Consider the following 23860-nt stretch of genomic DNA (forward strand, 5'->3'; position numbering starts at 1 on the left):
CGTTCACCGTCCACGGCCGCGCTTGAAGGATTCTTGGTGACTTCTTGGAGTGTTCTTTGAAACCCGCGCGTGTTCTGCGCGTTGCGCGGCGACTAACTACTCTGGTGAGCATGAAAAACACGCGGGCTTCGACGGCGACGGCGTTGTGCGCCTGCCTGGCCGCGCTTGTCTTCACGCCACTCGGCCTCGCCCCGACGACGGCGGCAAGAACCGTTGTGTCGTCCCCGTCCTCATCGATCGACGACCGCGCGCTCGGGTTGCCCAGCTCGCCCTGCTTCATCGGCCTCAACTGCGGATGTGTCCAACACTGCCAATCGCCCCCGCGCCCGCGTCCGCCGGCCGTAGCGGGCGATCCACAGCACGCTCCGCCCGCGTCCACGCCGCCAAATCCCTAGTCCGACCGGACAATCGCCTGCTCCGCGGAGAAAGCACACTGGAGAGATTGTGAAGATTCGACCAGCCCGACCTGTGGCCGCGGTTTGCGGCGTCTTCGCAGCAGTCGTTTTGGTGTTCGGCTGGTCGGACGCCGGCATGGTCACCCGGGCGGCAAACCCCACGCCTTCGTCCAACGTGGCGCCGGCCCCCCCGCCCGGCCCGGGCGGCGCGCTGCCGGTGCAACCCGCCGGCGGGGGAGGCTGCATCATCGGCCTCAACTGCGGTTGCACGCGCAACTGCCATAAGCCGCGGCCCCATCCCCCGGGTCCCGTCAGCGATCCGCAACACGACGCGCCCGCACCGGCCCCGGAGAACCCCTAGCGGGGCATAGCCGACGAGGCCGCCGGCCGCTTTCCTATCATCGGCTGATGGAGATCGAGTCCTCGCCGGCGTTCGGTGCCGAGGACTCGGCCCGGTTTCGTGCCTCGGGGTTCTGGTCGGACACGACGTTGTCGGACGCGGTGCGGCGCAATGCAGAACGGTCGCCGGATCGGCTTGCCTATGTCGACCATCCCGGGACGGCCTTGAGTTGGCGCCAATTCGACGATGCCGCAAGCGCGCTGGCCGGGGCGCTGGCCGGCGCGGGGGTCGAGCCCGGTGACCGGGTGGCGGTGTGGCACGGCGATTCCGCCGCCCTGCACGTGCTGTTCGTCGCGATCGAGCGCTGCGGGGCGGTCGTCGTCGGGGTGGGCGCGCGCGCCGGAGCCCGGGAGGCCGCGGCGATACTGCGCAGCGCCCGGCCGAAAATGCTGATCAGCGACCATCAGCATGCTGGGACCGCGGCGTCGGTCGCCGAGGAGCTGTCACTGCCCACCCTGACGCTGGGCACGGACGCCGGCGCCCCTCGGCTGAACATCGGGGCGGCGCCCAAGCCGCTTGCCCCCGGCGCCCGGCTCGGGCCCGACGATGTGTTCCTGATCAACTCGACATCCGGGACCACCGGCCTGCCCAAGTGCGTCGTGCACACCCAGAATCGCTGGTACTACTTCCACCAGAAGGCCGTCGCCAACGGGCTGCTGACGGCGGAAGACGTTTTCCTGCCGGTCATCCCGACGCCGTTCGGATTCGGGCTATGGACCAGCCACACCACGCCGATCTACCTCGGCGCCACCGCGATCATCTTGGGCCGGTTCAGCACCGGGGCGACCTGCGAGGCGATATCGCTGCACCGGGCCACCGTATTGTGCTGTGTCAGTACGCAATTGACGATGTTGATGGCGGATCCCGCGACCCGCGACCATGACCTGAGTTCGCTGCGCGTCGTGTTCACCGGCGGTGAGGCGCTGCCGTACCGGCCGGCGGCAGAGTTCGAGGAACTCACCGGCGCCAAGATCCTGCAGTTCTACGGCTCCAACGAAACCGGGATGCTGAGCGCCACCACCGTCGACGACACGCGGGAACGCCGACTGCGCACCGGCGGCCGGATCGTGCCCGAAATGGCGGTCCGGCTCTTCGACGGGGACCGGGACGTGACCGTGACGGGCAAGGGCCAGCCGGCCTGTCGCGGCCCGGCGACCAGCCTCGGCTACCTGGGCGGAACCGATCACGACAAGTTGTTCACCCCAGACGGGTGGATGCGGATGGGTGACATCTGCGAAATCGACGCGGACGGCTACCTGACCGTCACCGGGCGAACGTCCGACTTCATCCTGCGCGGCGGGAAGAACATCAGCGCCACGCAGGTCGAGGACGCCGTCACCACCCACCCCGCGATCGCCGTGGCGGCGGCGGTCGCGATGCCCGATCCGGTGTTCGGCGAAAAGGTGTGCCTCTACGCCGAACTCGTCGACTCGACCACGGTCGAGCTGCCCGAGCTGGTCGAACACCTTCTCGCGCTGGGCGTATCCAAGGAGCTGTTGCCCGAGCGGCTCATCGTGGTCGACGAACTCCCGCGCTCGTCGGGAGGGAAGGTTGCCAAAGGTCGGCTCCGCGAGGATATTCGAGCCAGAACGGAGGCCGAAGATGAATGCTCCTAACGCGCGCCGGGGCGGACTGGAGGTCTGGGCGCCGTCGGTGGTCCCCCCGATCGGGGTCGACCTGTCCGACGAGCAGGCGCTCGCGGTGGCCTTCCGCCACCTGGCCGGGATCGGGTTCGCCGAGAACATGGCCGGGCATATCACCTGGCAACGCGACGGCCAGACGGAGATGTTGGTCAATCCGTGGGGGCTGTGGTGGCAGGAGATGACGGCGTCCGACATCTGCGTGGTCGACGCCGACGCCCGGGTGCTGCGGGGCCGGTGGGACGTCACGCCGGCGATCCACATCCACACCGAGCTGCACCGTGTCCGCGACGACGCCCGGGTGGTCATCCACAACCACCCGTACTACGTCTGTGTGCTCGCCGCGCTGGGCCGGCTGCCCGAATTGGTGCACCAGACCGGTTCGCTCTTCCTCGACGACCTGTGCCTGGTGGACGCCTACGACGGCGAGATCGACAGCCCCGCTCGCGCGGCCGAGCTCGCGACCCGCATCGGGGGCGCGAACCTGACCATCCTGGCCAACCACGGCGTCATCGCGACCGGCCGCAATCTGCCCGAAGCCGTCTACCGCGCGGCGTCCATCGAACGGGTATGCAAGCTGGCCTACGACGTGCTGCTGACCGGCAAGGAGCCGGTCGCCATGAAGTGGTCCGACATGGCGGGCATGCAGCGGTCGCTCGTCGAGCGCGCAGCCGACGTGTACTGGGCGGGCGCGGCGCGGATGACCATCAAGGCCGACCCCGACGTGCTCACGTGAACCGCGTCGTCGCGTGTGCGTCCGCGCCGGAAGCCGTCACCGGACATTCAACGACACCGCCGCGCAAGGAGATTGACGAGTGAAATCGATCGACGAGCTGGCCGGCGACCTGAACTTCACCACCGCGAAGACCGGCGAGCACCGCTCGGTCACGTTCTTGCCCGACCCGCCCCGCGCGCCGCGGCGCTACACCGTGATCTCCGTCGACGATCACATCGTCGAGCCGCCGGATACCTTCGCCGGGCGGTTGCCGCGCAAGTTCGCCGACCGGGCGCCCAAAGTCGTCGAGACCGACAGCGGGGGACAGACCTGGGTCTACGACGGTCGGGAGCTGCCCAACGTCGGATTCAACGCCGTCGTGGGCCGGCCGGTGGCCGAGTATGGCTTCGAACCGGTCCGGTTCGACGAAATGCGAAGGGGCGCTTGGGACATCCATGAGCGTGTCAAGGACATGGACCTCAATGGCATCTACGCGTCGCTCAATTTCCCGTCCTTCCTCCCCGGCTTCGCCGGCCAGCGGCTGCAGCAGGTGACCGACGATCGCGACCTGGCGCTGGCCTCGGTGCGCGCCTGGAACGATTGGCACCTCGAGGTGTGGGCGGGCTCGTATCCCGAACGGATCATTCCGTGCCAATTGCCGTGGCTACTGGACCCCGAACTCGGCGCGAAGATGATCTACGAGAACGCCGAGCGTGGATTCCATGCCATCACGTTCAGCGAGAACCCGGCAATGCTGGGGCTGCCGAGCATTCATTCCAAACACTGGGACCCGATGATGGCGGCCTGCGCCGAGACGGACACCGTCGTCAACCTGCACATCGGCTCGTCGGGGTCCTCGCCGTCCACCACCGACGACGCGCCTCCGGACGTGCAGGGCGTGCTGTTCTTCGCCTACGCCATCTCCGCGGCGGTCGACTGGCTGTATTCGGGGCTGCCCAGCAGGTTTCCCGACCTGAAGATCTGCTTGTCCGAAGGCGGAATCGGGTGGGTGGCCGGACTGCTGGATCGCCTCGACCACATGCTCAGCTACCACGCGATGTACGGCACCTGGGCGGCGCTGGGCGAAAGCCTCACGCCCGCAGAGGTTTTCACCCGCAACTTCTGGTTCTGCGCGGTGGAGGACAAGTCGTCGTTCGTGCAGCGCGACCGGATCGGCGTGGACAACATCATGTTGGAGGCCGACTACCCGCATTGCGACTCCACCTGGCCCCACACCCAGCGGACGATCCACGAGCAAATCGGCGACCTGCCCGCGGACGTCATCCGTAAGTTCAGCTGGGAGAACGCGTCACGCCTCTACCGCCACCCGGTGCCGGAAGAAGTGCAGCGGAATCCGGACGCGTTCTGAGCTCGGTGCGGCGGCCTTCACGCGCCGGAATCGACCGCGTACACTACGTTCAGTATGTACTAAACGTAGTGGAGGGTCATGTCGCCGGAAGAGGCCGAGTTCGTCGACCGCCTCGGGCTGTTCTTCGAACTGCTCGGCGCCACCCGGACCATGGGCCGGCTGTACGGATGGCTGCTGATCTGTCACCCGCCTGAGCAGTCGTTGACCCAGCTGGCGGAGGCGTTATCGGTCAGCAAGGCCTCCATCAGTACCGTCGCACGGCAGCTGCTGGAGGGCGGCATGGTGGAGCGGTTGCCCAGTCCGGACCGCCAACACCTCTACCGGGTAACCCCGGGCGGGTTCACCAGCGTTCTGGAAACCCAGCTCTCGCTCATGCGGCTGGGCATCGAACCCGCCGAGTTCGCCCTTTCGGTGCTGGCGGAGGACCGCGCCGAACAGCGGCAGCGCGTCGAGGACTTCCGCGATTTCTGCGAGTTCTGCACCAATGCCTATCGCGACCAGCTCATGCAGATGTGGACCGAATATCGAGCGGCAAGGAGAAAACCATGACCGCGACGGACAAGGTCGACTTCACCGCGGTGCCGTGGGGGTCGGTGGAATGGACGAACCTTGTCACGCTCTATCTCCGTGCTCACGAAAGCCGTTCGAGAAGGCCCATTTTGGGAGACAAGACGGCGGCGGAAGCGGTGGAGCGGATCGACTACGACTTCAAACGGATTCATCGGAGCTCGTTGCCGGCGTCGAACCAGTATTTGGTCGCCCTGCGCGCCAAGCGGCTCGACGACTGGTGCGCGCAATTCCTTCGGCGCCATCCCGACGCCGTGGTGCTGCATCTGGGTTGTGGCCTCGACGGCCGCGCCTTCCGGCTTCCCGTACCGCCGTCCGTCTTGTGGTTCGACGTCGACCAACCCGCCGTCATCCAGTTGCGGCGGCGGCTCTACGAGGACACCGAGCGGTACCGGATGATCGGCTCGTCGGTGACCGATCCGGAGTGGCTGGACCAGGTGCCGACCGGTCGCCCGACGCTGGTCATCGCCGAAGGCCTGCTCATGTATCTGACCGAACACCAGGTCCGCGAGCTGTTGCGGCGTCTGACGGACCGATTCCACAGCGGCGAAATGCATTTCGACACGCTCTCGGCGCTGGCGCCGTTGCTGTCCAAGCTGTTCACCCGGGGGATCATCAAGTGGGGTACCCGCGATGCGCGGGAGCTCGAGTCGTGGAACCCGAGGCTGCGGTTACTCGAGCGGACGTCTACGCTGGCCGGCTACCGGCAGATCGACTCGACGGTGGTGCGGCTGATCTATCAGGTCATGTGGGTGGCGGGCGCCCGCAACTACGACGTGCTGAACCGCTTCGAATACTCATAAATCGGAAGCCAGCCGCCGCAGAATCTCGGAGGTGGGTTCGGCGGTCGCATTCCGGTAGCCGGTGCCGGCCCACAGGTGCACGTAGTCGGGCTTGCCCGCCGCGGCCGCGGCCTTGCGCAGCGGGCTGGTCAGGTAGTGGATGGCCGGATAGCCCAGCGGCGCCTGAGCCTCGTGGGCGTCGATGAAGGCATTGCGCAGCCCGCGCGCCGGACGGCCGGTGAAGGCGTGCGTGAGCACCGTCTCGGTGTACGCCGGGTCGGTCAGGGCCGCCCGGTGCGTGGCCGAGGCGCCGCTTTCGTCCGCGCGCAGCAGAACGGTGCCCACGGCGGCAGCGGCGGCGCCCGCGCGGATCACCTCGGCGACCGCGGCGGGGGTGGCCAGCCCGCCGGCGGCGATGACCGGCAGCGGAACGGCTGCGACGATCTGTGCGACCAGCTCGGCGATCGGCACGGGCGTCAGTGGCTTCCGCGGCGAGAGTGTGCCCGAGTGACCGCCGGCGGCGGCCGCCTGCACGGCGAGCATGTCGACCCCGGCGTCGCGTGCCTGCACCGCCTCGTCGGGCGTGGTCACCGTCTGCACCACGACACTGCCCGCCTTGCGCAGCGCCGCGATCACCGCGCGCGGCGGGATGCCGAAGGTGAACGACACCATGGGAGCCGGGTCGTCGAGCAGCAGCGCGACCTTCTCGTTGAACCTGTCGGTGTCCTCGATCGGCTCCGGGGGCAACGTCAGCCCGAACTGCTCGGCATCGCGCTGGACGATCGCGGCGTAGGCGCGGTAGCTCCCCGGATCAACCGGTAGCGGGTTGGGCGCAAACAGGTTGATGCCGAACGGGATTCCCTCGGCCCGAACCTGTTTGACCTCGGCTTCCACCGCCTCCACGGTCTTGTACCCCGCGGCGAGCATGCCGAGGCCGCCCGCGCGGGTCGCGGCCGACACCATCGCGGGGGTGGTAGGCCCGCCCGCCATCGGGGCGGCGACCAGCGGAATGGACATTTCGAACTGTGTCAGCATGTCTGAGCCCTCCCGTGAGGCGGTACGCCGAACGCGGACACCACCGCCCTGACAATAACGACGTCCCGTAGCGGCGGCATTCCGCCCGGCCGCCGGACCTGGCAGGATGCTTCAGCGTGAAGAGGCCCAACTTCCTCGTGATCGTGGCGGACGACCTCGGGTTTTCCGATATCGGCGCGTTTGGCGGCGAAATCGAGACGCCCAACCTCGATCGGTTGGCCCACGCGGGGATCCGGCTCACCGACTTCCACTCCGCGCCGGCGTGCTCACCGACCCGGGCGATGCTGCTGACGGGGACGGACCACCACATCGCCGGCATCGGCACCATGCTCGAGGTCGCCGGCCCCGGGTTCCGCGGCGCCCCCGGTTACGAGGGCTACCTAAACGACCGGGTGGTGGCCTTGCCCGAACTGCTGCGCGACGCGGGCTACCTGACGCTGATGTCGGGCAAGTGGCACCTGGGCGCCACGATCGACAGGTCGCCATGGGCGCGCGGTTTCGAGCGTTCGTTCGCGCTGCTGCCGGCCGGGGCCAGCCATTTCGGGGGCGGCGGCGCGCGCAGTTTCTCGCCCGTTCCAACGCTTTACACCGAGGACGACCAGTTCGTCACCGTGGGAGACGACTTCTATTCGTCGGACTCCTACACCGACAAGCTGCTGCAGTATTTCACCGAACGCGCTCCCGATGACGACCGGCCGTTCTTCGCGTATCTGCCCTTCCAGGCGCCGCATTGGCCGCTGCAGGCCCCGGACGAATCCATCGCGAAATACCGGGGCCGCTATGACGCCGGGCCCGACGCGCTGCGCGAGGAGCGGTTGGCGGCGCTCCAGCGATTGGGCCTGTGCCCGCCGGACGTCGAGGCGCACCCGGTCGTCGCCGACGGGGTCCCCGAGTGGGCCGACATGACCGACGAACAGCGCGCGGTGTCGGCTCGCAGCATGGAGGTGTATGCCGCGATGGTCGACCGGATGGACTGGAATGTCGGTCGGGTCCTCGACTACCTTTCGGAGAGCGGCGAACTGGATAACACCGTCGTTATCTTCCTGTCCGACAACGGCGCCGAGGGGGCAATCGTCGAGGCGATGCCACTGGTCGGGCCCCGGATCGTCGCGCAAATCGAAAAGCATTGCGACAACAGCCTGGACAACCTGGGCCGGCCCTCGTCGTTCATCTGGTACGGACCACGGTGGGCGCAAGCGGCCACCGCGCCGTCGCGGTTGCACAAGGCGTTCACCACCGAAGGTGGGATCCGCGTGGTCGGCTTCGTGACCTGGCCGGGTTTTGCGCGGCAGCGGGAGATCGGCACCGCATTCAGCACCGTGATGGACATCGCCCCGACCGTGCTCGAACTGGCGGGTGCGGCGCACCCCGGCACGTCTTACCGCGGCCGCGAGGTAGCGCCGATGCGCGGCCGCTCCCTGGTCGGCTACCTGTCGGGGAATGCGGAGGCCGTTCATGATGCCGAGACCGGCACGGGCTGGGAACTGTTCGGCCGCAGGGCGATTCGGCGGGGCGATTGGAAGGCGTTGCATCTGCCGGCGCCGTACGGCCCGGGCAGTTGGCAGCTCTATGACCTCGCGGCGGACCCGGGCGAAATTCACGACCTGGCCGACACGCACCCCGACAAGCTGACCGAACTGCTGACGCTGTGGGATCGCTACGTCGAGGAAACCGGGGTAATCCTCGATCCCGTTTCGGTGTTCGACGTCGAGTTCTGATGGCCGAAACGACGACCTGCGCAATCATCGGTGGCGGTCCGGCCGGCATGGTCCTGGGGCTGCTACTGGCCCGGGCGGGTGTGCAGGTCACCCTGATGGAGAAGCACGGCGACTTCCTGCGCGACTTCCGCGGCGATACGGTCCACCCGACCACCATGCGCCTGCTCGACGAGCTGGGCTTGTGGGAACCCTTCGCGGCCTTGCCTTTCACCGAAGTTCGCACCGCGAAGCTCGAATCCAATGGGCGGTCGGTGACCTACGTCGACTTCGAGCGGTTACGCCAGCCCCATCCCTTTGTCGCTATGGTGCCGCAGTGGGACCTGCTCAACCTGCTGGCCGATGCGGCCCAGGCGGAGCCCAGCTTCTCGCTGCGAATGAACACCGAAGTCACCGGCCTGGTATGGGAGGCCGACCGGGTCGTCGGAGTGCGCTACCGCGGGCCCGAGGGCCCGGGCGAACTGCGGGCGGAGCTGACGGTCGCATGCGACGGCCGATGGTCGATCGCGCGTCGGGAGGCCGGACTGACGGCGCGTGAGTTTCCGGTGAAATTCGACGTGTGGTGGTTTCGGTTGCCGCACAAGGAAGACGTCGAATACTCGTTCCTCCCGCGCCTCGGTCCGGGCAAGGGTCTTGCCGTGATCCCGCGGGAGCGCTACTTCCAGATCGCTTACCTCGGACCCAAGGGCACGGACGCCCAATTGCGGGCGCGCGGCATCGAGGCGTTCCGCCACGACGTCGAAGAGCTGCTGCCCGACATGCCCGAGTCGGTCGCGGCGCTGCAATCGATGGATGACGTCAAACATCTTGACGTGCACGTGAATCGGCTGCGCCGTTGGCACACCAAGGGGCTGCTGTGCATCGGCGACGCGGCGCACGCGATGTCGCCGCTGGGTGGCGTCGGCATCAACCTGGCGATCCAGGATGCCGTCGCGGCCGCGACGGTCCTGGCCGAACCGCTTCGGCGACACCGGGTCGGCGACCGCGAACTCGCCGCGGTGCACCGGCGGCGCGTCTTCCCGACGGTGGTGACGCAACTGGTGCAGCAGGTGCTGCATCGGATCTTGCTCGGGCCGTTGCTGCGTGGCGCGGATCCCACGCCGCCGGCGGCGTTACTCGGCCTGATGCAACGGCTGCCGTGGCTGTCGATCGTGCCGGCCTACTTCGTCGGGGTCGGGGTCCTGCCCGAGCACGCGCCGGCGTTCGCCCGTCGCGGGAACGGCTAGGCCAACGCAGGTCCGGACCCCGCGCGTGCAGGCGTTTGACGGATGGCGAGCGAGGGTATGCGTATTGGGACAGTTTGAGGTCAGATCGGTCCGTCCCCGCATACCGCGGACGTTCCCTCCGGGAAGCCACGGGACCGAGAGGAGGCCAGCACAGTGAACATCAAAAAAATCGCAGGTAATACCGCCGTTGTCGGCGCGTTGAGCGTTGCGGCGCTGGGTCTCGGCACCGGTATGGCCCAGGCACATCCGGGCCCGTGGCCACCGCCGGTCCCGCCGGGTCCGCACGTCGTGGACAACGGACATTGGAACCCGTTGCCGCCGGGGCAGGTCAAGCAGATCTGCCCGTGGCAGTCGCCGCCGGGCCAGTGGATCGGCGGCCCGCACGGGGTTCCGTGCACCTGATCGCCCCGAAATTCGAACGGGCCTGACATCCTTCTCGCCCTGCGCGGGGCGAACGGCCAGTGTCCTGGTCACGCGGTCTCGGCCAACAACCGCCGCGCCGCCTCGACGCACGGTCGGAGCCGGTCGATCGGCGTGACCCCGTCCAACGCCAACGACCTTCTTGGTACCTCGAGTTCGATCACGATGTCGGACGGGAGCGCGGACAGGATGTCCCGCAGCGGCAGCTCGCCCTCGCCGGGAACCATCCGCTCATACATGGCTTCTTCCATGTAGTTTCCGCCGCGCGGCCGCAGAGTGGTGTCGTTGAGTTGGGCATAACCGATGCGGGCGGGGTCGGTCGCCGCGAGATCGGCGGCGCCCGAGCCAGAGCGGACCAGGTGCATGGTGTCGATCAGCAGGCGAAAGTCGTTACGTCCTACGTGTTCGACCGCCGCGAGCGCCGTCGGCAGGTCGCCGACCGTCAGCCCGGGCACGGGTTCGAGCAGTGTCTGGATGCCCCGGTCGGCGGCGTGCTCCGTCAGCGCCGCGAACTGGTCGAAGCTGCGGGGGAGGTCGGGGTCGAGGCTGACCACATTGATCCGAGGAACGCTCAGCTCGGCCAGCACGTCGAGATCCGCACGGAACGCGCTCATGTCGGCGTCCGGCAGCACGAGAAAGCCGTCCCCGAGCGAGATCGTCACGCCCCGGTCCTCCATCGCGGCGACCACCTGATGTCGCAGGCCGGCGTCGGCCAGGGAGAAGCGGGGATAACCGAGGGGCACCAGCGGCATGCCCTGCAGCGCGGCGGAAACGAAACGGCAGCCGAGATCGGCCGCCAGATTCACCAATTCGACTGGGGGAAGGCCGAACACGCTCAGCATGCCGATGCCGAGCCGATCCATGCTCGTTGTCATGTCACGAAGGACGACCGGCGAGTTGGGCCAATTGCGCGGCTCCCTCGGCGGTTTGGGTGGTCAGTGCGATGCGCCCCGAAGTGACGGGGTCTTCGATGATCGGCGCCTCCAGCACGAGATTGTCGCGGACGAAGGCCACATGGTCTTGGAGATGCGCGGCGGTGTACGACGCCCACGCGGACGCCGACGGCGGGTCGAGGGTGAGGGTCACGTCGTAGTAACCCGCCGCCAGCGACTTCGGTGGTTCCACGTGTATCAGCCCGAGCTGCATCGTCTCGGGGCCCAGTGCGTACAACGTGGTTCGGCCGATGTCGCACGTGGTGAACGCCTCAGTCGGCGCCACCGGATGATTCGGGTCGGTCGCCGGGCACTTCTGCGGGCTGGTCGGCTGCGACTTGTTGACCGGGCGGACGGGCAAGGGGGCGATATTCAGGATCGGTGCGGCCGACGCGCTTGTGGTGGGCGTCGCGGTGGTCGCCGCGCGGGTGGTCGACGTGGTGGGCGCGGCCGCGTGCCGCGTCGAGTGGCAGGCGCATATCAGCGCAACGGGCAGCAGGGCGCACACCAACCAAGCGGCCGGCACGCCCACCGTCCCGTCACCTCGCCGTTGAGTCATTCGACCCATTGTTGCAGTCGAGACAACGGCCGGGCCGGTGCTGCGGCACCCTTTACGGACACTACGAATATAGAGTAGCGTGTCCCTCCAAACGATGGACAAACGCCGGAAGCCCAATCCAGGGGAGCGCCGCCGCGATCTGTGCGATGCGGCCATCCAGTTGTTGGCCGAAGACGGGGCCAAGGGACTGAGCCATCTCAAGGTCGACCGCAAGGCCGGCGTCCCTGACGGCACCACGTCGTTCTACTTCCGCACCCGCTCGGCGCTGCTGCGCGCGGTGGCCGAGCGGCTGGCCGAGCTGGACCTCGCCGACCTGCAGTCCGTCGCCGATGACTCCGACGGCCGGGGGGAGAACCCCTCGCCCTCGCGACTGTCACAGGTGGTCATTCGATCGGGCAACGGTCCGCAGCTGTCCCGAACCAAGGCGCGTTACGAGCTGACGATGCAGGCCGCGCGCGATCCGGCACTGGCCGCGATTCTGCAACGGGCCACGGACGAATTCACCAAGCTGCACCGCGAAATCCTGGTGCAGCTCATGCCGCACGGCGCGGACCTGGAGCCCGCCGTGGTCGAAGACCTGAGCAATGTGACGCTGACGTTCATCAACGGCCTGCTGGTGCGGTTCGCCCACGGCGACCGGATCGTCGACACGGCCGAGCAGTTGGACGGCATCTTGTCGGCCATTGCGGCGGGCATCCTGCACAGCTCGCACCGGGGCCGGCTGACCGACGCAGCCGGCCAGTCCGCGGCGGTCCAGCGCCGCGCGACGGCGTCGGGCTGAGCGGGCCGGACATGCGCGAATCGGTGACGGGTGACGCGGCATGGGGTCTTGCCAGACCATTCGCCATATGGTTCTCTACGAGAATAGAGTTAGGCCACGCTGACGGGCCGATTTCAGCCCAGCCCGTGCGCATGTCAAAGCCACGCATTTAAGCGGAGTGTACAAATTGCCCGAACCGGATTCAGTGCTGGAACGCTGGCAGCGCGAGCGCTGCGCAGGCGGCCCGGACGGCCGGGAAGGGGCAGCGGTAGGAGGGATTTCGTGACGACGAGCACCGAGAGCCATGTGCGATTCGATCCGTACGATGTCGAGTTGATCGCCGACCCGTACCCCATGTTCGCGCGTCTGCGTGAAGAGGCGCCGCTTTACTACAACGCCGAATACGACTTCTTCGCGGTGAGCCGCTATGCCGACGTGAACAAGGCGCTCGTCGACCACGTCACTTTCAGCTCCGCACGGGGCGCAATTCTGGAATTGATCAAGGCTAACCTCGAGATCCCGTCGGGGATGCTGATCTTCGAGGACCCGCCGATCCACGACGTCCACCGCAAGCTGCTGTCGCGCATGTTCACGCCGCGCAGGATCGCGGCGCTCGAACCGATGATCCGTGACTACTGCGCTCAACTCCTGGACCCGCTGGTCGGCTCGGGCCACTTCGACTTCGTGGCCGACCTCGGTGCCCAGATGCCGATGAAGGTCATCAGCTCGCTACTCGGGATACCGGAAGACGATCAGGTGTACATCCGCGACCGGGGCAACGCCCAGCTGCGCACCGAGGCGGGCAAGCCGATGGCCGCCGCCGAGCACGGGTTGTCGGTGGGGGAGCAGTTCGAGGCCTACATCGACTGGCGTGCCGAACATCCGTCCGATGACATCATGACCGAGCTGCTGAACGTCGAATTCGTCGACGAATCCGGCACCACGCGGCGGCTCACCCGTGACGAGATCCTGGTGTACCTCAACGTCGTCGCCGGAGCGGGGAATGAAACCACGACCCGGCTGATCGGTTGGGCCGGCAAAGTTCTGGCCGAACATCCCGATCAACGCCGCGACCTGGTCGAGCATCCCGAGCTCATCCCGCAGGCGATCGAGGAGTTGCTGCGCTACGAGCCGCCCGCGCCGCACGTGTCGCGCTATGTGACCCGCGACGTCAGCCTGCACGACCAGACGGTCCCCGAGGGCAGCGTGTTGATGATGCTCATCGGCGCGGCGTGCCGCGACGAACGCCAATTCGGGCCGGATGCGGGCGAATTCAATATCCATCGGAGGGTCCGTCCCCACCTCACCTTCAGCGTGGGCACCCACTTCTGCCTGGGCTCGGCCCTGGCTCGCCTGGAGGGCCGCGTCGCGCTGGAGGAGATCTTGAGACGTTTCCCCGAGTGGGAGGTCGACCTGGCCAATGCCACGCTGAGCCCGACGTCGACGGTCCGCGGCTGGGAATGCATGCCGGCTTTGGTGCCGAGATGACCGGCCGCGTCGAGGGCAAGGTCGCGTTTGTCAGCGGCGCCGCCCGCGGTCAGGGCCGCAGCCACGCGGTGCGCTTGGCGCAGGAGGGCGCCGACATCATCGCGATCGACGTCTGCGGGCCGATCGAGAACCTGGCCTATCCGCACTCGACGCCGGAAGACCTGGCCGAGACGGCCGACCTGGTGAAGGCCCACGATCGTCGCATCGTCACCGCGCAGGTGGACGTCCGCGACTATGAGGGGCTGAAGTCCGCGGTGGACGGCGGTGTGGAACAGCTCGGGCGGCTCGACATCATCGTCGCGAACGCGGGCGTGGGCACCGATGGCAGGAAGCTGCACAAGATTCGGGAGAACGTCTGGCAGGACATGATCGACATCAACCTGACCGGCGTTTGGCACACGGTCAAAGCCGGTGTCCCGCACATGCTTTCGGGTGGACGCGGCGGATCCATCGTGCTGACCAGCTCGGTCGGCGGGCGCAAGGCGTACCCGAACACCGGCCACTACATCGCGGCCAAACACGGCGTCATCGGCCTGATGCGCGCCTTCGCCGTCGAGCTCGGTCCGCATATGGTCCGCGTGAACTCGGTGCTACCCACCCAGGTCAGCACCACGATGGTGATGAACGACAACACGTTCCGGCTTTTCCGCCCCGACCTGGAGAATCCGGGGCCGGACGACTTCGCCCCGATCTCCCAGATGATGCACACGCTGCCGGTGCCGTGGGTGGAAGCCGCGGACATCAGCAACGCGGTCCTGTTCCTCGCCTCTGACGAATCGCGTTATGTCACTGGCGTTTCGCTTCCCGTCGACGCGGGCAGCTTGCTCAAATAAGCGCCAATACAAGAGAAGTTGGAGAAGCCGATGCCCGAATACGACTACGAGAAGTTGAAGAAGGAAGCCGAGCAGTACATCAAGTTCGAGAAGGACAAGAAGAACCGGATCGCCTACATCACCTTCAACCGCCCCGAGGAGCTCAACTCCACCACCTTGGGAATGCGGCAGAACTACGCCGACCTGATCCACAAGTGCAACGTCGATGACGACGTCAAGGTCGTCGTGATCCGTGGCGAGGGCCAGGATTTCGGCAGCGGAGGCGACCTGCCCGAACAGCGGCCGATGCTGGAGAATCCGGGCCTGCCCCTGCACCACGAGCTCGCGATCAACGACGACGACGTCAAATACCCGCCGGGCGGGTCGTATCGCTACCTGTCCACCGTCACCGACTTCTACGCCAAGGCCCGGGCGGGCAACCGGCCGCTGCAGGAACTGCGCAAGATCAGCATCATCGAGGCCAAGGGCTACTGCTACGGCTGGCACTTCTACCAGGCGGGCGACGCCGACCTGGTGATCTCCTCGGACGATGCCCTCTTCGGCCATCCCGCGTTCCGCTACGTGGGTTGGGGACCACGCCTGTGGTGGTGGGCCGAGACGATGGGCCTGCGCAAGTTCTCCGAAATGCTGTTCACGGGGCGGCCTTTCACCGCCAAGGAGATGTACGAGTGCGGCTTCGTCAACAGCGTGGTACCCCGGGAGAAGCTGGAAGACGAAACTCTGAAGTACGCGATGGCATGCTCGCGCTCCCGCCCGACCGACACCGTCGCGGTGCAGAAGACCTTCCTGGAGCTCTACAAGCAGCACAAGGGTGAATACTTCGGCAGCCTGCTCACGGGCATGGTCGAGGGCATGCTTCCGATGATCAAGAACGATGCGGAAGAAGTCGACCTCACCGAGGGCACCTTCGAGAAGGGCCTCAACAACGTCGTCAAGGACAACGACCTGAACTTCCCGCCGGAGTGGCGCCTGAGCCGCTCTGGACGGGCGAAGCCCTGACCGTTTCTGGAGGGCTCCCATGTCGGCGCTGACGGGGTTCCGGGTCGTTGAGCTGGCCGGCTCGGTCGCGGGCGAATACTGCGGAAAGCTGTTGGCCGACTTCGGTGCCGAGATCATCAAGGTCGAGGCGCCGGAGCGCGGCAGCCCCACGCGGGCGATGGCTCCCGTCCTGGCCGACGGGAGCGATGGCAGCGGGCTGTTCGCGTACCTCAACACCAACAAGCGGTCCGTCGTGCTGGATCGGGGTACCGCCGACGGCGTTGCCGCCCTGCGCAAGCTCGTCGACACCGCGGACGCGGTCATCGACGACCGAGCCCGGGATGGGGAGGGCGACTGGTCCCGGCGGCACCCGGATGTGGTGTTCTGCGCGATCACGCCGTTCGGGCAGGGCGCACCACCCGAATTCGACGATGCCGCAAGCATCAACGTGTTCCACGCCAGCGGCTGGGGATACCACACGCCCAGCCACCCCGACCCCACCAAGCCGCCGCTGCAGGGGCCCGGCCGGTTCCTGGCCGACTACGAAGCCGGACTCGATGCCGCGCTCTGCGTGACCGCATCCCTGTTCGGGCGGCTGCACAGCGGCCGCGGCGAGTCCATCGACATCTCCGGGCAGGCGGTCCTGGCTTCGCGCGCCGATTGCATCCTCGGTCGATTCATCACCGGCGAGGTGATCGCCGAGGGTCACCGCGGCGACTTCGACCAGGCCGGTCCCGCAGCGTTTTTCGCGTGCGCCGACGGATTCGTCTACCTGTACATGACCAGCCGGGCCCACTGGCGGGGCCTGAAAGAACTCATGGGTCATCCGGACTGGCTGGGCGCGTTCGAGGACGACTGGCTGGAGTTCTCCGTGACCGCGGAAAAGGTCGCGGCATTTCACCGTGGCTTCGCGGCGTGGATTCGGGACCTGGCCAAGGACGACGCGTCCGACCGCGCCCAGCGCCTGGGTGTGCCGCTGGTGCCGGTGAACGGCGCCGCGGACCTGCACGACTCGCCGCAATACCGCCATCGGGAATTCTTCCAGCGGGTGCACCACCCCGTCCTTGGCGACGCGGCCTACCCGACGGTGCCGTACGCGTTCAGCGCGTCACCGGCGCGCATCACCCATGCCGCACCGCGTCTCGGTCAGCACACCCGCCAGGTTCTGGACGGCATCGATGCCGATCGCCCGCGGCCGCGGGTCACCTCGCCGCGGCTCACGCCCCCGATGTCGCCGCGCGGCGGACCGCTCGAAGGTGTGCGGGTCGTCGAGCTCACCAAGGTGTGGGCCGGCCCGTATGCGGGCAAGCTGCTGGCGATGCTGGGCGCCGAGGTCATCAAGATCGAAACCGCGGCCAGCCCCGAGGAGATGCGCGCCTACGGCGGCACCGACATCGACCATGCGCCGTATTTTTTGAGCATCAATTCCGAAATCCTCAGCGTCGACCTGGATATCAAGTCCGCCGAGGGCATGTCGCGGTTGCGGGAGCTGATCGGCCGCAGCGACATCGTGATCAACAACCTGCGCCCGGGCGCGATGGAACGCCAGGGCCTGGGGTACGCGCAGCTGAGCGAGATCAAGCCGGACATCATCTCGGTGTCGATCAAGATGTGGGGCAACGACGGGCCGCTGGGTCATCAGACCGGGTACGCGCCCTGCTTCGCCGCCCTGGCCGGGCTCGCCTCGCTGGTCGGTTATCGCGGCGGGCCGCCGCTCGGAATGAGCATGCGTTATGGCGATTCGACCGTCGGTGCGGCGGCCGCGTACGCCGCCGTCGTGGCGCTGCTGCATCGCGAACTCACCGGCGCGGGGCAATTCGTCGACGTATCGGCGGTGGAGACCCTGTCGTCGATGGTCGGCGACTGCCTGCTCGAGCAGGCCCTCACCGGCCGGCCCCTCGGACTCGGCGCCAACGATCACCCGGACATGTGCCCGCATGGCTGCTATCCCTGCGCGGACGGCGCTTGGATCACGGTGGCCGTGGCCGACGACGCGCAATGGCGGGCGTTGTGCGAGGTCCTCGGTGCCCCATCGCTGGCCCGGGAAGGCCGTTACGCCGGCTTTGACGAACGGCGTTGCTACGCCGAGACACTCGACGCCGACATCGGGCGGCTCACCCAAAGCCACGACGCCGAGGGGCTGGCGCGGCGCTTGCGCGCGGCGGGGGTGCCGGCCGGCAAGAGCGCCACCGCCCTCGACGTGATCGGCGATCAGCGGCTGTGGGACCGCGGGTTGTACCGGTTCGTCAGCGACCACCGCGAGGGCCAGCGGCCGATCGTCGGGCCGTCCTGGCGGATGGCCCGCGACCAGGCGCGCATCGCCCGGGGCGCCCCAGACCTGGGCGAGCACACCGAGTATGTGCTACACGGGATGCTGGGCGCGCCATCGGAGGCGGCCGGCTCGACGACGGGTGGGACATGACGGCGACACTTGCGCACACCGCGGCCCTGGTGACCGGTGCCAGCAGCGGTATCGGCGCCGCGACGGCGAAGGCGTTGGCCGCCGAGGGTGCCGCGGTGGCCCTGCTCGCGCGCCGCGCCGACCGGCTTGCCGAACTGAAAGCCGACATCGAATCCGCCGGGGGCGCAGCGCTTGCCGTGGCCGCCGACGTCACCGACGCCGAACAGGTGTCGGCGGCCGTCCACCGCGCCGTGACGGAGTTCGGCCGGCTCGACACGGTGGTGAACAACGCCGGGTTGATGCAGTCCGGCCCCGCGGCCGAGGCGTCGCTGCGGGATTGGGACGCCATGGTGACGGTGAATGTGCAGGGGGTGCTGTATGTCACGCGCGCGGCGCTCCCGCACCTGATCAGCGCCGCCGCCGACTCGCCGCGCGGCGTCGCCGATCTGGTCACCATCAGTTCGACCGCGGGGTGGGTCGCCCGGCCCAACACCGCGGTGTACTCGTTGACCAAGTTCGGCGTGAACGCCTTCAGCGAAGGGATTCGGCAAGAGGTGCTCGGCCAGCGGGTGCGCGTCGGCGTGGTCGGCCCCGGGACGGTCGATACCGAGATCTTCAGCCACCTGGCCGAGCCGTCCCGGGAGGCATTCGAACGTCAGACCGCCGGCATGGTCAAGCTGCGGCCCGAAGACATCGCCGACGCGGTGTTGTTCATGGTGACCCGCGATCGCCGGGTGGCGGTCAACCACATGCTGGTGCGCGCGGCCGAACAAACCTGGTAATCAGTTGGATTCACGTTGGGCCGTGGGCGACCACTATGGGTTGGCGTTTCCGGCCGACGCGGCGGCGCTGCGCAGCGGCGGCGCGCGTTTTCTCACCGAGGCATTTCTCGCCTCGGGGGCGTTGCGAGACAACATCGTCACTCGCGTCACCGGGATGCGCGAGGTCACCGGCGGCAGCACCGGCCGGAAGGTCGCCCTCTCGGTCGAATACGCCAAGTCGGCACCGGATCTGCACACCGACCTGTTCGTCAAGTTCTCCCGCGATTTCGACGACCCGGCGCGGGACCGCGGCAAGACGCAGATGGAGCCGGAGGTGCGATTCGCGGCGCTGTCCCGGGCACAGGGGTTCCCCATCGCGGTGCCCCAGGCGCAATTCGCCGACTATCATCGCGAGACCGGAACCGGAATCCTGATAACTGAGCGGATTCGATTCGGCGAGAAGGGGATCGAGCCGCAGTATCACAAGTGCCTCGACTACCAGATGCCCCAGCCCTTGCAGCATTACCGCGCGTTGCTCACCGCGCTGGCCCGGCTCGCCGGAACCCACCGATCCGGGCGGCTGCCGGCCGCGCTGACCGCGCCCTTTCCGCTGGACGTGGCCGCGGCGACGGTGGGGGAGCGCGCGCCACTGTCGGCGGACAGGCTGCAGCGCCGACTGGACGAGCTGGCCGAATTCGCCCGGGCTCACGGCGGATTGCTGCCGGGCGCATCGGCGGGATTGATCAGCCGCCTGCGGGAAGACGTGCCGCGGTTCGCGGCCCACGAGCACGCGATCACCCGCCTTCTGGCCGCTGACTCCGACTGTGTCGCGCTGTGCCATTGGAATGCCAACATCGACAACGCGTGGTTTTGGCGTGATAAGGGCGGCGTTCTGCGCTGCGGCCTGTTGGATTGGGGATGCGTCGGGCAGATGAACCTGGGCATGGCGATCTGGGGAGCCATGTCGGGCGCCGAAACCGGTCTCTGGGACGCCCATCTGGACGAACTGCTGGAGCTGTTCGTTTCCGAGTTCCAGCGTTACGGTGGGCCGGATCTCGACCCGGTTCGGTTGCGCCGCAGCACCTTGCTCTATGCGGCGGCGATGGGCGTCGCGTGGCTGCTGGGTGTGCCCGGAATGATCCGGAAGCGATTCGAGGCCATCCCGAACAGCCGCACGCATCCGCTCATCAAGGACGACGAGGGCGTGCGCGCACCGCTGCAGATGCTCTCGAACCTGTTGTTCCTGTGGGACCGGCATCGCGTCGGCGACCTGCTGGACAACGTACTCGCCGATGGCGATTGAGCTACGGCTCATCGTCGTCGCCATCTCGAAGCATCGGGTCCTGCGGCCGTCGCCATTCCGCAACCCGGCCAGCGCCAGGAAAATCGCCGAAGGAACCACCGGGTCGACGGCGGCCACGGACTTCATTCAAGTGGGATCTGTGATTCTGGCCCGGGTCCGATAGCTCAGCGTCACTGTTAAAACGACGCCGCGGACATCGTGGGTTCATTTCCTGCTGACGAACGGAGTAGGGACAGTGGAGAACAATGACAACGGCCCGGCCGGCGGTAAGGACCTCGCCGATCGGGGCCATCACCGCCGCGTGGGTCGCCCGCACCGCGACGAGGAAGGGGCCATCGCGGCCGCCGAAAACACCGCGGCGCAACTACGATCGGACAGCCACCCGTTCGGTACCCGGGGTCAACGATTCGATCGGCGTTCGCCGTTTTATCTGGGGCTGACGGCCTCGGCGGGTGTGGCAGTCACCTATGGGGCGGTGCGGATGCTGGGGGCAGCGTCCTCGGTTCTGGTCTTGATCGGGGCGGCGTTATTTTTCGCCCTCGGGCTTGAGCCTGCGGTGTCCGGGCTAGTGAACCGCAAACTGCCGCGCTGGGCGGCGGTAAGCCTCGTGGTCGTGATGGTGTTTGGGGTCCTCGCCGGCGCCGTGGCGGCGGCGGTCCCCCCGCTGGTGCAGGAAGCCCGTCAATTCATCGAGCAGGTCCCACATTTTCTTCAGCAGGCACAGAGCCGCTCCACCGTGATCGGGGGACTAAACGAGCGCTTCCATGTTCAACAGCGGATCAGCGACATGCTCCACAATTCGGGCTCGCCCGCTATTGGGGGCCTCCTCAAGGCCGGCGAGACGATCTTCGGAGCACTGTCACACGTCGGGATAGTGGCCGTGCTCACCGTCTATTTTCTGGCCGAACTGCCGCGGATTCGATCGACCATGTATCGGTTGGTTCCGAAGTCGCGGCGACCGCGTGCGATCCTCATCGGCGACGAGGTGATGGCGAAGTTCGGTGACTATGTTTTCGGCAATGTGCTGACGTCTGTCATCGCCGGTGCGGCAACGTTCGTATGGTGCTTCTTCCTGCATGTTCCCTATGCGGTGCTGCTCGGGCTGTTCGTCGCGATCATCGATCTATTCCCCTATGGGTCAACGGTCGGCGGGTTTGTCGTCGCGCTGGTGGCGCTGACGGTGTCCATCCCGGTCAGTATCGCCACGGTGGCTTTCTACGTCGCGTTCCGCTTGGCCGAGGACTACCTGTTGACGCCCAAGATCATCGGGCGTGCGGTGAGGGTGCCCGGAGGAGTGACCGTGTTCGCCGTTCTGATCGGCGCGGCGCTGCTCGGGGTAGTAGGGGCGCTGGTCGCGATACCCGTCGCCGCGGCAGTGCAGCTCCTGGTTTCGGAACTCCTGTTTCCGACGCTGGATGAAGCATGATGGAGTCCGGCCCCACCGGCGCGTGGCCCTGACCGTTCTATCCGGCTCGACATTTCGGCCGATGAGTTAGGTCAGCCACCCTCGCAGCGCACGGGTGATGAACGGCATCACGAGCCATGTCAGGATCGCCACGTTTGCCACCGTGGTGAACGGCACCATGGCCCACAGCGGAAGGTCGGGAGCGACCGACTGGCGGACAACGGTGACCAAGAGCGAGACGGGTATCAACCCGGCGACCACGGCGATCGCTTGTTTCCATCGTTTGGGCGCAGCGCCCGACGGACTGAACCAGCCGGCGTAGCCGCCGACGACGTTGACGGTTCGCTCGCTTTCGGTCAGTGCCGCCATGGCTCGCAGAATGTCCCGGCGTTGCGCAGACCTCATCCAGCGGTCGAGATCGTCACGGGTGTGAAACGTCAGCAGTGCCACCGTGTCCGGTTGAGCGCCCGCGACGGCCGGGATGAGTTGGTGACGAAGAAGATCACCCAGCGCGCCGGCGGCCGCCACGGCATTCTCGTGGAGCTCGCGGTGGGCCCTTTCGGCTCCCCGGCGTAAACGGACAGCACTGATCAGGGTGACGCTATCGGTTCGGGGTTGAACGATGCGTTGCTCTATAGGCCGATCCACAAGATATGCGTCGCATTCAGCGATCAAGGCCGCGCGCTGTGCAGAGCACAACCACGCATCAAGGTCTCGTTCCGACCGAAACTGATAGATCACCACCCACTCGTGCGGGTGGTTCTCGTCGGGTGGCTGCACGCTCATGCCGATGTAACCGGAAGACCGCTCGATCGCCCGGCGCAGGCGGCGCAGCCAGCGTCGAAACCGCCGGTATTCGTTGTCGCTCACTCGCCGCGATATGACCACGGTGGCATAGCCGGGACCGTGGGACGTCACCGCGCTGGCTTCTCGTTCCAGATGTGCGGTCGCGGCGTCCGCGCCATTCATCGACGACTCCTCACGGTGTGGTTGCCGACGAGCAGGACACCGCGCTCGGCGACGTCGATCGCGTACACCTTGGGGTTGATCAGCTTGCGCAGGGGCTCGATCAGCCGCAGGACTACCGCGATTTCGGCGGGCGAGGGCGCGTCGGGAACCGAGGCGGCGGCGTTGGCGCTCATCGCGATTATCCGCCTCGCGTACCTCAGTCGTCGGCGATCGCCGGGGAACTGAGCGCGGGGACGGTGTCCTCGCGATGCAGCACCGAACGTGCGGCCACGGCGAACATCTCGAGCTTGTCGACCACCGTCTGCCCCTCCAGCTTGTGCCCCCAGATGCTGATGCCCTGGTGGGTCGTCGGCTTCCAGACGGACTCGTCGACGACGATCGGGTTCCAGCCGACCTCCCACTCGAATCCCGATGGGGTCATCGCGTAGTACGACAGTTCCTTGTCGTTGGTGTGCTGCCCGACCGACATCGTCATCTCGAAACCGAGCGCCTTGACGCGCTGATACGACGTCACCATGTCGTCGAGCGTGGCGGCTTGGACGTTCACGTGTTGCACCCGCGTGCGAATCGGGTTGACGGGCAACATGTTCACGGATGCGATCGCCACGGAGTGGTGACGTTCGTTGACGCGCAGGAAGCGGACCTTCAGCTTGAGGCCGTTGATCGTCTCGTCGATGTAGTCCGACAGGCGCGCGTTGAACACGTGGTCGTAGTAGCCCCGCATCTCGTGCGGCTTCTTCGTGAAGATCGCCACGTGGCCCAATCCCCCTGCGCCGGTGACGAACCCGCTGCCCGGTATGTCCAGCGCCAGCGGCGCCGTGCGGGCGGTGGTGTACACCTCCTGGGTCAGCCCGTTGGGTCCGGGGAACCGCAGGAAGCGCTCCACGCCGCGGAGTTTGGCGTCGTCGTCGGAGCCCTCCACGGCCGGCACGCCGTGGTCGGTGACCCTCCGGCAGATTTCGTCGAAGGTGGCGTGGTCGTCGAGATGCCAACCGAAGGCGACGACGTCCTCCGCCGGCCCCCGCCGCAGTAGGAAGCGACATTCGTTGGCGTCCAAGCGAAACCGCATCGTGTCGGGCATCATCTCGTCGAGGTGCATGCCGATCGCGTCGCGCCCGAAGCGCTTCCAGTCGGCGAACTTGTTGGTTTCGATCACGACATAGCCCAGGTGGACATTGCCGAAGATGTCAGTGGTCATGAGATTCTC

At 67.2% G+C, this 23860-nt stretch carries 22 protein-coding genes; 16 read left to right on the forward strand and 6 right to left on the reverse strand.

Annotated features, from left to right (window positions below):
• The first annotated feature begins 803 nt into the window (after positions 1-803).
• The 5 genes from A5681_RS15990 to A5681_RS16010 all read left to right on the forward strand — a co-directional run bounded on the left by A5681_RS15990 (position 804) and on the right by A5681_RS16010 (position 5889).
• Positions 804-2411 carry a class I adenylate-forming enzyme family protein gene (locus A5681_RS15990; RefSeq protein WP_067276629.1) on the forward strand — a complete coding sequence of 536 codons (1608 nt, stop codon included), beginning with the start codon at positions 804-806 and terminating at the stop codon, positions 2409-2411.
• Positions 2398-3171 (forward strand): class II aldolase/adducin family protein, encoded by a 774-nt coding sequence (locus tag A5681_RS15995; RefSeq protein ID WP_067276631.1) that lies wholly within the window; start codon positions 2398-2400, stop codon positions 3169-3171. Before A5681_RS15990 ends, A5681_RS15995 begins: the two co-directional genes overlap by 14 nt.
• A gap of 79 nt (positions 3172-3250) precedes the next feature.
• Entirely contained in the window at positions 3251-4519 is a 1269-nt protein-coding gene (locus tag A5681_RS16000) for an amidohydrolase family protein (RefSeq protein ID WP_067276635.1), read from the forward strand.
• A gap of 78 nt (positions 4520-4597) precedes the next feature.
• Positions 4598-5068, forward strand: coding sequence for a GbsR/MarR family transcriptional regulator (locus A5681_RS16005; RefSeq protein WP_067276638.1), 471 nt, complete (start codon positions 4598-4600; stop codon positions 5066-5068).
• Positions 5065-5889: a class I SAM-dependent methyltransferase gene (locus A5681_RS16010; RefSeq protein WP_067276641.1), complete on the forward strand. Its 825-nt coding sequence runs from the start codon at positions 5065-5067 to the stop codon at positions 5887-5889. Before A5681_RS16005 ends, A5681_RS16010 begins: the two co-directional genes overlap by 4 nt.
• Here A5681_RS16010 and A5681_RS16015 read toward each other — a convergent pair.
• A complete protein-coding gene (locus A5681_RS16015) occupies positions 5884-6903 on the reverse strand; it encodes an NAD(P)H-dependent flavin oxidoreductase (protein WP_067276645.1) in 1020 nt (339 codons plus the stop codon). The two genes, A5681_RS16010 and A5681_RS16015, sit on opposite strands and share 6 nt — an antisense overlap.
• A gap of 116 nt (positions 6904-7019) precedes the next feature.
• Here A5681_RS16015 and A5681_RS16020 point away from each other — a divergent pair, with 116 nt between their 5' ends.
• From A5681_RS16020 to A5681_RS26600, 3 genes are all read left to right on the forward strand, one after another.
• Positions 7020-8621: an arylsulfatase gene (locus A5681_RS16020; RefSeq protein ID WP_067276652.1), complete on the forward strand. Its 1602-nt coding sequence runs from the start codon at positions 7020-7022 to the stop codon at positions 8619-8621.
• On the forward strand, positions 8621-9844 hold the full coding sequence (locus A5681_RS16025) for an FAD-dependent oxidoreductase (protein WP_082968381.1): 1224 nt from the start codon (positions 8621-8623) through the stop codon (positions 9842-9844). Before A5681_RS16020 ends, A5681_RS16025 begins: the two co-directional genes overlap by 1 nt.
• Before the next feature lie 153 nt (positions 9845-9997).
• Complete coding sequence (locus tag A5681_RS26600) at positions 9998-10246, forward strand: hypothetical protein (protein WP_082968382.1); 249 nt, start codon at positions 9998-10000, stop codon at positions 10244-10246.
• Positions 10247-10314: 68 nt separating this feature from the next.
• Here the strand turns inward: A5681_RS26600 and A5681_RS16030 are convergent, their stop codons facing one another.
• Both A5681_RS16030 and A5681_RS16035 read right to left on the reverse strand, forming a co-directional pair.
• Positions 10315-11139 (reverse strand): sugar phosphate isomerase/epimerase family protein, encoded by an 825-nt coding sequence (locus A5681_RS16030; protein WP_067276656.1) that lies wholly within the window; start codon positions 11137-11139, stop codon positions 10315-10317.
• Between the two features lies 1 nt (position 11140).
• Positions 11141-11755: a SecDF P1 head subdomain-containing protein gene (locus A5681_RS16035; protein ID WP_231996329.1), complete on the reverse strand. Its 615-nt coding sequence runs from the start codon at positions 11753-11755 to the stop codon at positions 11141-11143.
• A 94-nt stretch (positions 11756-11849) separates the two neighbouring features.
• Between A5681_RS16035 and A5681_RS16040 the strand changes: the two genes are divergently transcribed.
• The 8 genes from A5681_RS16040 to A5681_RS16075 all read left to right on the forward strand — a co-directional run bounded on the left by A5681_RS16040 (position 11850) and on the right by A5681_RS16075 (position 21705).
• A complete protein-coding gene (locus tag A5681_RS16040) occupies positions 11850-12536 on the forward strand; it encodes a TetR/AcrR family transcriptional regulator (RefSeq protein ID WP_067276658.1) in 687 nt (228 codons plus the stop codon).
• A gap of 261 nt (positions 12537-12797) precedes the next feature.
• Complete coding sequence (locus tag A5681_RS16045) at positions 12798-14003, forward strand: cytochrome P450 (RefSeq protein ID WP_067276662.1); 1206 nt, start codon at positions 12798-12800, stop codon at positions 14001-14003.
• Entirely contained in the window at positions 14000-14836 is an 837-nt protein-coding gene (locus A5681_RS16050; RefSeq protein ID WP_067276883.1) for a mycofactocin-coupled SDR family oxidoreductase, read from the forward strand. The genes A5681_RS16045 and A5681_RS16050 overlap by 4 nt, the downstream gene beginning before the upstream one ends.
• Before the next feature lie 30 nt (positions 14837-14866).
• Positions 14867-15835 carry an enoyl-CoA hydratase/isomerase family protein gene (locus A5681_RS16055; RefSeq protein ID WP_067276664.1) on the forward strand — a complete coding sequence of 323 codons (969 nt, stop codon included), beginning with the start codon at positions 14867-14869 and terminating at the stop codon, positions 15833-15835.
• Between the two features lie 19 nt (positions 15836-15854).
• A complete protein-coding gene (locus tag A5681_RS16060) occupies positions 15855-18236 on the forward strand; it encodes a CaiB/BaiF CoA transferase family protein (protein ID WP_067276665.1) in 2382 nt (793 codons plus the stop codon).
• Complete coding sequence (locus A5681_RS16065; protein ID WP_067276666.1) at positions 18233-18997, forward strand: SDR family NAD(P)-dependent oxidoreductase; 765 nt, start codon at positions 18233-18235, stop codon at positions 18995-18997. The genes A5681_RS16060 and A5681_RS16065 overlap by 4 nt, the downstream gene beginning before the upstream one ends.
• Positions 18998-19001: 4 nt before the next feature.
• A complete protein-coding gene (locus A5681_RS16070) occupies positions 19002-20279 on the forward strand; it encodes a hypothetical protein (RefSeq protein WP_067276669.1) in 1278 nt (425 codons plus the stop codon).
• A gap of 235 nt (positions 20280-20514) precedes the next feature.
• Positions 20515-21705 (forward strand): AI-2E family transporter, encoded by a 1191-nt coding sequence (locus A5681_RS16075; RefSeq protein ID WP_231996330.1) that lies wholly within the window; start codon positions 20515-20517, stop codon positions 21703-21705.
• A 66-nt stretch (positions 21706-21771) separates the two neighbouring features.
• On the opposite strand, the gene A5681_RS16080 is transcribed toward A5681_RS16075, so the two are convergent.
• From A5681_RS16080 to A5681_RS16085, 3 genes are read right to left on the reverse strand one after another with little or no spacing between them, the layout of a single operon-like run.
• Entirely contained in the window at positions 21772-22653 is an 882-nt protein-coding gene (locus A5681_RS16080; protein ID WP_067276672.1) for an antibiotic biosynthesis monooxygenase, read from the reverse strand.
• Positions 22650-22826 (reverse strand): hypothetical protein, encoded by a 177-nt coding sequence (locus tag A5681_RS27170; protein WP_156738005.1) that lies wholly within the window; start codon positions 22824-22826, stop codon positions 22650-22652. The genes A5681_RS16080 and A5681_RS27170 overlap by 4 nt, the downstream gene beginning before the upstream one ends.
• A 23-nt stretch (positions 22827-22849) precedes the next feature.
• Complete coding sequence (locus A5681_RS16085) at positions 22850-23851, reverse strand: VOC family protein (protein ID WP_067276675.1); 1002 nt, start codon at positions 23849-23851, stop codon at positions 22850-22852.
• Positions 23852-23860: the final 9 nt, after the last annotated feature.

It is taken from the genome of Mycobacterium scrofulaceum (assembly GCF_001667885.1).
GTDB classification, from domain to species: domain Bacteria; phylum Actinomycetota; class Actinomycetes; order Mycobacteriales; family Mycobacteriaceae; genus Mycobacterium; species Mycobacterium scrofulaceum_C.

What these genes read in the sequence shown, in the direction of transcription:
- A5681_RS15990 (WP_067276629.1), top strand. Translation starts at nt 804, where the DNA reads ATGGAGATCGAGTCCTCGCCGGCGTTCGGTGCCGAGGACTCGGCCCGG.
- A5681_RS15995 (WP_067276631.1), top strand. Translation starts at nt 2,398, where the DNA reads ATGAATGCTCCTAACGCGCGCCGGGGCGGACTGGAGGTCTGGGCGCCG.
- A5681_RS16005 (WP_067276638.1), top strand. Translation starts at nt 4,598, where the DNA reads ATGTCGCCGGAAGAGGCCGAGTTCGTCGACCGCCTCGGGCTGTTCTTC.
- A5681_RS16010 (WP_067276641.1), top strand. Translation starts at nt 5,065, where the DNA reads ATGACCGCGACGGACAAGGTCGACTTCACCGCGGTGCCGTGGGGGTCG.
- A5681_RS16015 (WP_067276645.1), bottom strand. Translation starts at nt 6,903, where the DNA reads ATGCTGACACAGTTCGAAATGTCCATTCCGCTGGTCGCCGCCCCGATG.
- A5681_RS16025 (WP_082968381.1), top strand. Translation starts at nt 8,621, where the DNA reads ATGGCCGAAACGACGACCTGCGCAATCATCGGTGGCGGTCCGGCCGGC.
- A5681_RS16030 (WP_067276656.1), bottom strand. Translation starts at nt 11,139, where the DNA reads ATGACAACGAGCATGGATCGGCTCGGCATCGGCATGCTGAGCGTGTTC.
- A5681_RS16035 (WP_231996329.1), bottom strand. Translation starts at nt 11,755, where the DNA reads ATGACTCAACGGCGAGGTGACGGGACGGTGGGCGTGCCGGCCGCTTGG.
- A5681_RS16040 (WP_067276658.1), top strand. Translation starts at nt 11,850, where the DNA reads ATGGACAAACGCCGGAAGCCCAATCCAGGGGAGCGCCGCCGCGATCTG.
- A5681_RS16050 (WP_067276883.1), top strand. Translation starts at nt 14,000, where the DNA reads ATGACCGGCCGCGTCGAGGGCAAGGTCGCGTTTGTCAGCGGCGCCGCC.
- A5681_RS16055 (WP_067276664.1), top strand. Translation starts at nt 14,867, where the DNA reads ATGCCCGAATACGACTACGAGAAGTTGAAGAAGGAAGCCGAGCAGTAC.
- A5681_RS16060 (WP_067276665.1), top strand. Translation starts at nt 15,855, where the DNA reads ATGTCGGCGCTGACGGGGTTCCGGGTCGTTGAGCTGGCCGGCTCGGTC.
- A5681_RS16065 (WP_067276666.1), top strand. Translation starts at nt 18,233, where the DNA reads ATGACGGCGACACTTGCGCACACCGCGGCCCTGGTGACCGGTGCCAGC.
- A5681_RS16080 (WP_067276672.1), bottom strand. Translation starts at nt 22,653, where the DNA reads ATGAATGGCGCGGACGCCGCGACCGCACATCTGGAACGAGAAGCCAGC.
- A5681_RS27170 (WP_156738005.1), bottom strand. Translation starts at nt 22,826, where the DNA reads ATGAGCGCCAACGCCGCCGCCTCGGTTCCCGACGCGCCCTCGCCCGCC.
- A5681_RS16085 (WP_067276675.1), bottom strand. Translation starts at nt 23,851, where the DNA reads ATGACCACTGACATCTTCGGCAATGTCCACCTGGGCTATGTCGTGATC.